The following is a 9152-nucleotide window of genomic DNA, read 5'->3' as shown; positions in this document are numbered from 1 at the left end:
CCCCGCACGCGACGCTCACAGCGCTCCTCCCGTCTCTCCCCGCAGCCCCGGCACCGTCCGCTCCCCCGCAATCGGGATCAGGGCGACCTCGACGGGAATGCCCGGTTCGAAGCGCACGGCGGTGCCCGCGGGGATGTTCAGCCGTTTGCCACGGGCGGCGGCGCGGTCGAAGTCGAGGCCGGGGTTGGCCTCGGCGAAGTGGTAGTGGGAGCCGACCTGGACGGGCCGGTCGGCGGCGTTGAGCACGGTAAGCCGGGTGACGGGCCGCCCCTCGTTCAGGGCCACCGGTTCATCGGCGTAAAGGATCTCTCCGGGGATCATGGAAACGCCCCCCGTCAGGCGATCGGCTGATGGACGGTGACCAGCTTGGTGCCGTCGGGGAAGGTGGCCTCGACCTGGACGTCACCGAGCATCTCGGGGACGCCCTCCATGACCTCGTCGCGGGTGAGCACCTGGCGCCCGGAGGCCATCAGCTCGGCGACGCCGCGGCCGTCACGCGCCCCCTCCAGGATGTGGACGGTGATCAGCGCGGTGGCCTCGGGGTGGTTGAGGAGCACACCCCGGGCCCGTCGCTTCTCGGCCACATCGGCGGCCACATGGATGAGCAGACGTTCCTGCTCATGTGGGGTCAATCGCATGCTTCCCGCCTCTTCCCATCATCTTCGTACCATCCGCCGGAAACCACCCGCTCAGCACCGCCCGGGGCGGCTCGCGCCCGACTTCCGCAGGTTAGTTCCACGGCATTTCATCGGCGTTAACTCAAACACCCCCGGTCACTCCCGATCGATGCTGGTCAAGCCGGTCGTACGGGCCTTGATCACGCCTTCACAACCCCTTCGAGTGCCACCCGTCATCCGCTCGGCGGACCCATACGTCCGGCTATCGCACTTGACGGCCCCACCGCATACCCCCGATTCTCATGTCCGCAACACCATGATTCACCTGCTCCGCTCCAACCCCCCACATCACAACGGAGCCCAACTGTGAAGCGAATAGCGTCATTTCGCCGCGGCACCCTCGCGGCGGCAACCGGTGCCGCGCTCGCCGCGGCCCTGCTGAGCGGCGCCTCCGGCGCCGAGGCCAACGTCAACTCCCAGGCCGCCGCCCCCGACGTGGACGTCGCGGCCGTCAAGGCCGACCTGGGCGAACTCCAGTCCATCGCGGACGCCAACGGCGGCAACCGCGCCCATGGCGAGCCCGGCTACCAGAAGTCCCTGGACTTCATCAAGGGCAAGCTGGACGAGGCCGGATTCACCACCTCCGTGCAGGAGTTCACCTCCGGCGGCAAGACGGGCTACAACCTCGTCGCCGACTGGAAGGGCGGTGCCGCCGACGACGACGACAAGGTCGTGATGACCGGCGCCCATCTCGACTCGGTCGAGGCCGGCCCCGGCATCAACGACAACGGCTCCGGCTCGGCCGCGATCCTCGAGGTCGCGCTCGCCGTGGCCAAGGCCGACCTCCAGCCCACCAAGCATCTGCGGTTCGCCTGGTGGGGCGATGAGGAGGACGGCATGATCGGCTCGACGCACTACGTCGACAGCCTGGCGTCCGATGACCAGTCGAAGATTGACTCCTACCTCAACTTCGACATGCTCGGCTCCCCCAACGCGGGCTACTTCGTCTACGACGACGACCCCGAGCTGGAGAAGGTCTTCACGGACTGGTACGCCGCGAAGGACATCACCACCGAGCCGGAGACCGAGGGCGACGGCCGCTCGGACCACGCCCCGTTCAAGGACGCGGGGGTGCGGGTCGGCGGCCTGTTCACCGGCGCCGAGGCCACCAAGAGCCAGGAGCAGGCCGACAATTGGGGCGGTGAGGCGGGCGAGGCGTTCGACCCGTGCTACCACTCCGCCTGCGACAAGACGTCGAACATCGACGACAAGGCGCTGGACCTGAACACCGACGCCATCGCCAACGCGATCTGGACGCTCAGCTCCTGACGAGCGCCCTGGTACCCGACCGGCGCTGAGCCGGTCCTGTCCCGTCCGTCACTCCTCGCGGCCCGGACGCCGATCCCCGGCGTCCGGGCCGTTGTGTTCCGCCGCGATGCCGAAGCGCCGCCGTTCGCCCGAAGCGGACGACGAGGGGCGCATCGATGACACGGTGCTGATCACCTGCTCCTCCTCGCCCGATTCGATCTCCTCCAGACGCCGCAGGTCGGCGGCGGAGACCAGGGCGACAAGCGGCTTCCCGTGGCGCGTGACGACCACCCTCTCGCCGCCGTACACCACGCGGTTGATCAGCTCCGCGAGCTCTGCACGGGCTTGCGTCACCGGAATCTCGTAAGCCATGCTCCCATCATATCGGGATGTACATCCTGTACATTTTTTATAGAGCCAACGCCACCGAGACCGAACGATGACTCCGAGAGGTGACGCGATGGAACGACCGACCGCGCGCTATGTCCTGCCCGAGTTCACCGAACGCACCAGTTCGGGGACGCACACCATGGACCCGTACGCCAAGCTGCTCTCCGAGCGCATCGTCTTCCTCGGCACCCCGATCGACGACACCGCGGCCAACGATGTGATCGCGCAGCTGATCCATCTTGAGCATGCCGCGCCCGACCAGGACATCTCGCTCTACATCAACTCGCCCGGCGGCTCGTTCGGGGCCATGACGGCGGTCTACGACACCATGCACTTCGTCTCCTGCGACATCGAGACGGTCTGCCTGGGCCAGGCCGCCTCGGCCGCCGCCGTGCTGCTGGCCGCCGGCACCCCGGGCAAACGCCTGGCGCTGCCGGGTGCGCGGGTCCTGATCCACCAGGCCGCGTTCGCTGAGCCGGTCGAGGGCACCACCTCCGACCTCGAGATCCAGGCCAATGAGCTGCGGCGCACCCAGGAGACGCTCGAGGCGATGCTGGTGCGGCACACCGGCCGGAGCGCCGAGCGGATCCGGGCCGATATCGACCGCGACAAGATCTTCGACGCCGCGGCCGCGAAGGCGTACGGGCTGGTGGACGAGGTCACCCGGAGCCGTAAGCGGCCGGGCGCACCGCGACGGGCCGGGTGAGCGCGGTGCTGCCACCCGAGCTGCCCCCGCTGCCCGCGCTCACCCGCGCGGAGGGGAGCGTCGTAGACGGCTATCTGGAGGCGGTCGACCTGCTGGGCCGGATCAACCCGGCGCGCGGCCGTGACACCTACGGCAGTCTGCGGGCCGCCCAGGCGCTGGTGGCGAAGGCCACCGCGCTGCGGGACGCGCTGGCGCTGATGCATGAGCGCGGGGAGAGCGAGCTGCACACCGCGACCCTGGCCCGGGCGCTGCGAGTGCTGGACGGGGAGCGGCGCGCGGAGCGGGTCACACTGCCCCCGGCGCTGCGGGCCTGAGACGGGCCGGCCGGGGGCGCGGAGCCGTCGCCCGAACGGCGCAGCGGGATTCCGGCGGGCCGGGCGGGGCTGGTTTGCGCCCAGCGGGCGGCCCGGGTCCGTGCCGCCGTCCGCTCCACCACGCCTCGGCACGGCCGTTCGGGCAGGTCATGGACGCGGCGCGGGGCGGTCGGCACCACCCGAACGGCCCCGCAGTGACCACCGTCACATCACGCCCGCTCGAGTCGGAACCGGCGGCGCGGCTGCGTGACCATCCCTGGGGACGACAGGACTCCGTCACCGAACCGGGGCGGGGTCGGCTCACGAAGGGTGGCGCGTGATGTCTGCGCAGATACGAATCCCCAGGATGTTCTCCCGAGCGAGCGCCGTCTCCGCCCTCACCGTCGCCGCCGTGGGAGGCACCGTGGCGACGCCCGGGTATCCACCGGAGGCCGAGGCCGCGACCGTCGCGGCCAAGGCGCTGCGGATCGCGGCGTCGAAGAAGGGCGCACCGTACAGGTACGGCGCGGCGGGGCCCAAGCGCTTCGACTGCTCCGGGCTGACGCAGTACGCCTACAAGCGGGCCGGGAAGCGGCTGCCGCGCACCGCGGCCGCGCAGTACAACGGGACCCGCCATATCAAGGCCGCCTCCCGCAAGAGCGGGGACCTGGTGTTCTTCCACTCCGGAAGCGGGGTGTACCACGTCGGTGTGTACGCGGGCAGCGGCCGGATCTGGCACGCCCCCAAGACCGGCACGGTGGTGCGGCTGGAGCGGATCTGGACCAAGAAGGTCTGGTACGGACATGTGCGCTGATGCGCTGTAGCCCCCAGTGGCCATGGGTAGGTTGACGGGGCCGGGACACCGCTGTGGACCGGCCCCGTCGACCACCGGAGGCTTGGCATGGCGTATCTCAACCCGGTCCGGCACATCACCTTCGACGCCCGTGATCCCTACGCCCTCGCGCGGTTCTGGTCCCGGCTGACGGGCTACCCCATGGAGGAGGACGCCGATCCGGACGCCGACCACGCGTTGCTCAGCCCGGGGCAGCCCGGGGTGCCGGGGCTGCTCTTCCTCCGGGTCCCGGACGCCAAGACCGTCAAGAACCGGGTGCACCTCGACATCCAGCCCCCGGCCGGCACCCGGGACGCCGAAGTGGAGCGGCTGACCGGGCTGGGCGCGACCGTGGTGGACGACCGGCGCACGGAGGACGGCCTGGGGTGGGTGGTGATGGCCGATATCGAGGGCAATGAGTTCTGTGTGGAGCGCAGCGCCGTCGAGCGCGGCCCGGTGCCGGCATGAGCGAGCCCTTCCACGGTGCGCCCTTCGAGGCGGACCGGACCTATGACCAGGTGTATCTGCTCTTCGTCGACACCTCCGGGTATTCGACGATCGTCCGCTCGAACCCCAGGGACCGCGCCGCGCACGCCTTCGATCTGCTGCGCGAGCGGATGCGCGCCCGGATCGGGCAGTTCTCGGCCCAGCACCGCTGTGCCCGCAGCGACTTATGGAGCTGGCGCGGCGACGGGGGCTTCTTCGCGGTCCACGACGACCGCGAGAGCGTGGCCCGCGATGTCGCGCTGGAGGCGGCCCGCACCTTCCTCACCCTGGATCTGCGCCATCTGCGGGACGAGTTCGCCCAGGCGGGGGTGGAGGGCGAGCTGCATGTGCGGATGGCGCTGCACAAGGGGGCGATACGGCACACCGGCGAGGGCCGGACCGGCGCCATCCACTCCCCCGACATCAATCTGGCCGCGCATCTGGAGAAGGCGACTCCCCCGGACTGCCTGGCGGTCTCGGAGGATGTGTACCGCACGGCCGGGCCGTATGCGGAGCTGTTCGCCCATGTGGGGAGCCACGAGGGCAAGGACGTCTATCTGATGGCGGGCGACGGCGGTCCGGGCGGGGCGGCCAAGGCATGGCTGGCCGGCCGGGGGCTCGCGGACGGCTTCCCGGCGCATGCGTATCCGGAGCGGCCGAGCCCCCAGGAGAAGGCGCGGCTGCTGGACTCGGCGGCCGAGGAGGTCCTCGACATGGGGACGGCGCTGCGCACCACCTCCAGCCGGCTGGTCACCACCGAGCGTCCGGCCCGCTTCCGTGACGCGGTCCTCGGACTGCTGCGCCGGGGCGGCACCTACCGCTGCTATCTGCTGGACCCGTCCTCGGACGCGGCGGCCACGCTCTCCCGCCAGTACCAGGAGGACATGACGCGGAAGATCAAGGATTCGCTGGAGCGGTTCGGCCGTTTCAAGGAGCGCTACGGGGCGGAGGCCGACGGGCTGCGGGTCTATCAGACGGACGAGTTCCCGGGCTTCTCGGCGCTCACCGTCGACATGAGCCACCCGGGCGGGCTGATTCTCTACTCCTCGTACCTGATGGGCACGGGCCGGTACGGGGTGATCGAGCGCGGCGACATGCCGCACTATCTGATCGGCCCGGCCGCCGGGCGGGTCTTCACCCGGATCCGCCAACTGGCCGAGGCGCGGGTCTCGGCGGGACAGGCCCAGCGCGTGCTGTGAGCGGTCCGGCGGACCGGGCGGGGTCCAGGCCGGTTCGGCGGGACCGGTACGGGTCCAGGCCGGTTCCAGCGGGCCGGTACGGTCCCGGCCGGTTCGGCTGGGCCGCACGGGCCCAGGCCGGTTCAGCGGACCGGCACCGTCCACGGCAGGGCGATCCAGACGGTCTTGCCGCCGTCCGCGGTCGGGGTGACGAACACCTCGCCGCCCGACTCCGCGGCCAGACAGCGCACGATGACCATCCCGCGCCCGCTGTCCTGCTGGGTGGCCAGCGGCAGCCATCTGGGCCATTTGGGATGGCTGTCGGTGACCCCGATCTCCAGCCGCTGCTCACGGTCGAGCCGTAGGTCCACGGTGAAGGTGGGCGACTGGCCCACGGTGTGCTCCACGGCGTTGGTGGCGAGCTCGGAGACGATCAGCCGCACAGTGTCGGCGGCCTCCGCTCCCTCCCCGAGCCCCCATTCGGCGAGCACGTCCGTGACATAGGCACGTGCCTCGGGAACCGACGCCGGTGCGCTCGGCAGAGTGACGGATGCTTCCTGATGGTCTGCCATGACGGCCTGTCCCTTTCCCGCCGGGGCGCGGCTGCGGACGCGTTCGGAGGTGGTGCGAAGCCGGTGAAGTCGTGGGCGGCCCCGGCGGCTCTACGCGTCAGACTGCCACCGATGTCCGCTGTATCGGGGGCGATCCACCGAGTTATGCATATATCTGTCGCCCAAAGCGGTGAACTCTGCTACGGAAGACCGGATTTGGAAGGCACACTGGGCCACTGGTGCGACACGCGCTGTGGGTGTCGCACCGCCCATGGGAAGGCGGGAGGGAGAACTCATGCGATACGGCCCGGCGGTGCGCCGCCGCAAGCTCGGCGCGGAGCTCCGCCGCCAGCGCGATCTGGCCGGGCTCACCAGTGGTGAGGTCGCCCGGCGGCTGGGCTGGCACCAGTCGAAGGTGAGCCGGATCGAGACCGGCCGGAGCGGGGCCAAACCCTCGGACGTGGCACGGCTGCTGGAGGTCTACGAGGTCGCGGACCCCGAGCTGCGCGCCCTGCTGGAGGCGCTGTGCCGGGGCGGCGCCTCGGATCCGGAGGGGTCACGGCGCGGCTGGTGGTACGCGTACCGCGATCTGCTGCCGCCCGCCTACCGGGACTTCATCAGCCTGGAGGCGGAGGCGTCGGACGCGTTCACGCTGGAGACCACGGTGGTGCCCGGTCTGTTGCAGACCCCGGACTACGCACGGGCGGTGACCCTCGCGGCGCTTCCGGATCTGCCGCGGCCTCAGGTGGACTCGCTGGTGGAGGTGCGGATCGCGCGTCAGTCGGTGCTGCACGGCGAGCGGCCGCTGCGGCTGCACGCGGTGCTGGACGAGGCGGCGCTGCGGCGCGAGGTGGGCGGGCCCGGAGTGATGACGACGCAATTGCGCCATCTGGCCGAACTTTGTGTATTGCCTCAGGTGCAACTTCAGGTACTGCCATTCTCCATCGGAATGCCGATTGGTATGACAGGTCCTTTCATTATTTTCTCTTTTCCGCACATTAGTGACCTGGACGTGGTAGTTCTCGACCACCTGACGAGTAGCCTCTATCTGGAGCGGAAAGAAGACCTCCGGGCGTACAGCGCCGCGTTCGAAGTACTGCGGGCCCGCGCCCTGACACCTGAGGAATCGTTGTCCTTCATCAACAAAATCGGGGGCGGCGCCTGAGGGGGCACCATGTCCAGTATGTCCGCCAACTCCGTCGACTGGCTGCGCAGCAGCTACAGCGTCGGAATGAACAACTGCGTCGAGACGGCCCTGCTGGGGTCCGACCGGCTCGGCGTGCGCGATTCGAAGAACACGGCAGGCCCCATCCTGCTGTTCACACCGTCGACCTGGGTCTCCTTCCTCGAGGGACTCAAGAGCGACGGCCCCGGCTCCGGCGTCTTCCGCTCAACCGGAACCGGAAGCTGATCCGTCAGTGAACTAACTCTTCCGCCGGTGAACGGCTGATCCGCTCACCCTCCCGTCAGAGAGCCATCAGGCGGTCGGCGCGGTCCTCACGATCACGTCGACCGCCATCTCGATCTGCTCCTCCGTCAGATCCCCGCGCGCGGTCAGCCGCAGCCGGGAGATGCCGTCCGGGACGGACGGCGGGCGGAAGCACCCCACCATCAGCCCGGCCGCGCGGCAGTCCGCGGCCCAGCGCACCGCCCGCTCCGGCGACGGGGCCCGCACCGACACCACCGACGCGTCCGGCCGCACCGCGGCCAGCCCGGCGGCCGTCAGCCGTCCGTACAGCCCCATGGCGACCGTACGGACCCGGGCGGCGCGCTCGGGCTCCCGGCGCAGCAGCCGCAGGCTCGCCAGGGCGGCGGCCACGGCCGCCGGGTTGAGCCCGGTGTCGAAGATGAACGTCCGTGCGGTGTTGACCAGATGCTCGATGACCCGGGCGGGCCCCAGCACCACCCCGCCCTGACTGCCCAGCGACTTGGAGAGGGTGGCCGTGACCACCACGTCCGGCGCGCCCGCGAGCCCGGCCCCGTGCACCGCGCCGCGCCCGCCCTCGCCGAGCACCCCCAGGCCATGCGCCTCGTCCACCACCATCGCCGCACCGTGCGCACGGCAGGCCGTGGCGAACGCGGCCAGCGGGGCGACGTCACCGTCCACGGAGAAGACCGCGTCGCTGACGGCGAGGGCGCGCCGGCGCGCCGGGCCCGCCCCGGTCCCATCCCCTGCCGCCTCCTCCGCGGCCGCGCCCAGCGCCTTGCGTACGGCCTCGGGGTCGGAGTGCGGAACGACGGCGACCTCGGCGCGGGAGAGCCGGCAGCCGTCGATGAGCGAGGCGTGATTGCCCGCGTCGGAGACGACCAGCGCGTCCCGGCCGCTGAGCGCGGAGACGGCGGCCAGATTGGCGGCATAGCCGGAGGAGAACACCAGGGCCGCCTCGAATCCGCAGAAGTCGGCCAGTTCCCGCTCCAGCGTGGCGTGCAGTTCGGTCGAGCCGGTCACCAGGCGCGATCCGGTCGACCCGGCGCCCCAGCGGTGCGCCGCCCCGGCCGCGGCGGCCGTCACCTCCGGGTGCCGGGCCAGCCCCAGATAGTCATTGCTCGCCAGATCGAGCAGCGGGGAGTCGGCGGGCCGGGGGCTGAGCCGGCGCACCAGCCCGTCCCGGTCGCGCCGCTCCCGCTGTGCGTCGATCCATGCGAACGCGTCGTCCGGGCGGTCCTGGGGCATCGGCTGCCTCGCCTTCCGTGGCCTCGTCCTGGGCACCGACTGTCGGGTCCGGATAGAACGTAGCCCCCTCCATGCCCGGTCATGGTGTGGCAATACACACACCCCGATCAGCGCGTC

At 70.8% G+C, this 9152-nt stretch carries 13 protein-coding genes; 8 read left to right on the top strand and 5 right to left on the bottom strand.

The annotated features are described in order from the left end of the window. Positions 1 to 15 precede the first annotated feature (15 nt). Positions 16 to 321, bottom strand: a complete 306-nt coding sequence (locus tag AB0E24_RS31835; RefSeq protein ID WP_093700182.1) for an urease subunit beta — start codon at positions 319 to 321, stop codon at positions 16 to 18. A gap of 14 nt (positions 322 to 335) precedes the next feature. Beyond that, a complete protein-coding gene (locus tag AB0E24_RS31830) occupies positions 336 to 638 on the bottom strand; it encodes an urease subunit gamma (protein WP_069867325.1) in 303 nt (100 codons plus the stop codon). A 345-nt stretch (positions 639 to 983) separates the two neighbouring features. Here AB0E24_RS31830 and AB0E24_RS31825 point away from each other — a divergent pair, with 345 nt between their 5' ends. Further along, positions 984 to 1946, top strand: coding sequence for a M28 family metallopeptidase (locus tag AB0E24_RS31825; protein ID WP_251773526.1), 963 nt, complete (start codon positions 984 to 986; stop codon positions 1944 to 1946). A 48-nt stretch (positions 1947 to 1994) separates the two neighbouring features. On the opposite strand, the gene AB0E24_RS31820 is transcribed toward AB0E24_RS31825, so the two are convergent. Beyond that, positions 1995 to 2297 (bottom strand): type II toxin-antitoxin system Phd/YefM family antitoxin, encoded by a 303-nt coding sequence (locus AB0E24_RS31820; protein ID WP_099015725.1) that lies wholly within the window; start codon positions 2295 to 2297, stop codon positions 1995 to 1997. Positions 2298 to 2385: 88 nt separating this feature from the next. Here AB0E24_RS31820 and AB0E24_RS31815 point away from each other — a divergent pair, with 88 nt between their 5' ends. The 5 genes from AB0E24_RS31815 to AB0E24_RS31795 all read left to right on the top strand — a co-directional run bounded on the left by AB0E24_RS31815 (position 2386) and on the right by AB0E24_RS31795 (position 5831). Next, the gene (locus tag AB0E24_RS31815) at positions 2386 to 3021 is read left to right on the top strand and encodes an ATP-dependent Clp protease proteolytic subunit (RefSeq protein ID WP_079259831.1); all 636 of its coding nucleotides are present in this window, start codon (positions 2386 to 2388) and stop codon (positions 3019 to 3021) included. Positions 3022 to 3026: 5 nt separating this feature from the next. Further along, a complete protein-coding gene (locus AB0E24_RS31810; RefSeq protein WP_069867549.1) occupies positions 3027 to 3335 on the top strand; it encodes a hypothetical protein in 309 nt (102 codons plus the stop codon). A 319-nt stretch (positions 3336 to 3654) separates the two neighbouring features. Next, entirely contained in the window at positions 3655 to 4128 is a 474-nt protein-coding gene (locus AB0E24_RS31805) for a C40 family peptidase (RefSeq protein ID WP_069867329.1), read from the top strand. Between the two features lie 87 nt (positions 4129 to 4215). Beyond that, positions 4216 to 4614: a VOC family protein gene (locus AB0E24_RS31800; RefSeq protein ID WP_079259830.1), complete on the top strand. Its 399-nt coding sequence runs from the start codon at positions 4216 to 4218 to the stop codon at positions 4612 to 4614. Continuing rightward, entirely contained in the window at positions 4611 to 5831 is a 1221-nt protein-coding gene (locus AB0E24_RS31795; RefSeq protein ID WP_099015724.1) for a nucleotidyl cyclase domain-containing protein, read from the top strand. Before AB0E24_RS31800 ends, AB0E24_RS31795 begins: the two co-directional genes overlap by 4 nt. A 122-nt stretch (positions 5832 to 5953) precedes the next feature. On the opposite strand, the gene AB0E24_RS31790 is transcribed toward AB0E24_RS31795, so the two are convergent. Then, on the bottom strand, positions 5954 to 6382 hold the full coding sequence (locus tag AB0E24_RS31790; protein ID WP_069867332.1) for an ATP-binding protein: 429 nt from the start codon (positions 6380 to 6382) through the stop codon (positions 5954 to 5956). Positions 6383 to 6656: 274 nt separating this feature from the next. On the opposite strand from AB0E24_RS31790, the gene AB0E24_RS31785 reads away from it, so the two are divergent. Together AB0E24_RS31785 and AB0E24_RS31780 are read left to right on the top strand one after the other, a co-directional pair. Beyond that, complete coding sequence (locus AB0E24_RS31785; protein ID WP_069867333.1) at positions 6657 to 7526, top strand: helix-turn-helix domain-containing protein; 870 nt, start codon at positions 6657 to 6659, stop codon at positions 7524 to 7526. An 18-nt stretch (positions 7527 to 7544) separates the two neighbouring features. Next, a complete protein-coding gene (locus AB0E24_RS31780) occupies positions 7545 to 7772 on the top strand; it encodes a DUF397 domain-containing protein (RefSeq protein ID WP_371351487.1) in 228 nt (75 codons plus the stop codon). 66 nt (positions 7773 to 7838) lie between these two features. Here the strand turns inward: AB0E24_RS31780 and AB0E24_RS31775 are convergent, their stop codons facing one another. After that, on the bottom strand, positions 7839 to 9035 hold the full coding sequence (locus tag AB0E24_RS31775) for an 8-amino-7-oxononanoate synthase (RefSeq protein ID WP_359382194.1): 1197 nt from the start codon (positions 9033 to 9035) through the stop codon (positions 7839 to 7841). Positions 9036 to 9152 lie beyond the last annotated feature (117 nt).

This window comes from Streptomyces malaysiensis subsp. malaysiensis, from assembly GCF_040653035.1.
GTDB lineage: Bacteria > Actinomycetota > Actinomycetes > Streptomycetales > Streptomycetaceae > Streptomyces > Streptomyces malaysiensis.
Note: the sequence above shows the minus strand (reverse complement) of the source record. Positions and strands in the feature narration are given on the sequence as shown.

Excerpts from the sequence above, each read along its gene's own strand:
- AB0E24_RS31835 (WP_093700182.1), bottom strand. The coding sequence starts at position 321 with ATGATCCCCGGAGAGATCCTTTACGCCGATGAACCGGTGGCCCTGAAC.
- AB0E24_RS31830 (WP_069867325.1), bottom strand. The coding sequence starts at position 638 with ATGCGATTGACCCCACATGAGCAGGAACGTCTGCTCATCCATGTGGCC.
- AB0E24_RS31820 (WP_099015725.1), bottom strand. The coding sequence starts at position 2,297 with ATGGCTTACGAGATTCCGGTGACGCAAGCCCGTGCAGAGCTCGCGGAG.
- AB0E24_RS31815 (WP_079259831.1), top strand. The coding sequence starts at position 2,386 with ATGGAACGACCGACCGCGCGCTATGTCCTGCCCGAGTTCACCGAACGC.
- AB0E24_RS31805 (WP_069867329.1), top strand. The coding sequence starts at position 3,655 with ATGTCTGCGCAGATACGAATCCCCAGGATGTTCTCCCGAGCGAGCGCC.
- AB0E24_RS31800 (WP_079259830.1), top strand. The coding sequence starts at position 4,216 with ATGGCGTATCTCAACCCGGTCCGGCACATCACCTTCGACGCCCGTGAT.
- AB0E24_RS31795 (WP_099015724.1), top strand. The coding sequence starts at position 4,611 with ATGAGCGAGCCCTTCCACGGTGCGCCCTTCGAGGCGGACCGGACCTAT.
- AB0E24_RS31790 (WP_069867332.1), bottom strand. The coding sequence starts at position 6,382 with ATGGCAGACCATCAGGAAGCATCCGTCACTCTGCCGAGCGCACCGGCG.
- AB0E24_RS31785 (WP_069867333.1), top strand. The coding sequence starts at position 6,657 with ATGCGATACGGCCCGGCGGTGCGCCGCCGCAAGCTCGGCGCGGAGCTC.
- AB0E24_RS31780 (WP_371351487.1), top strand. The coding sequence starts at position 7,545 with ATGTCCGCCAACTCCGTCGACTGGCTGCGCAGCAGCTACAGCGTCGGA.
- AB0E24_RS31775 (WP_359382194.1), bottom strand. The coding sequence starts at position 9,035 with ATGCCCCAGGACCGCCCGGACGACGCGTTCGCATGGATCGACGCACAG.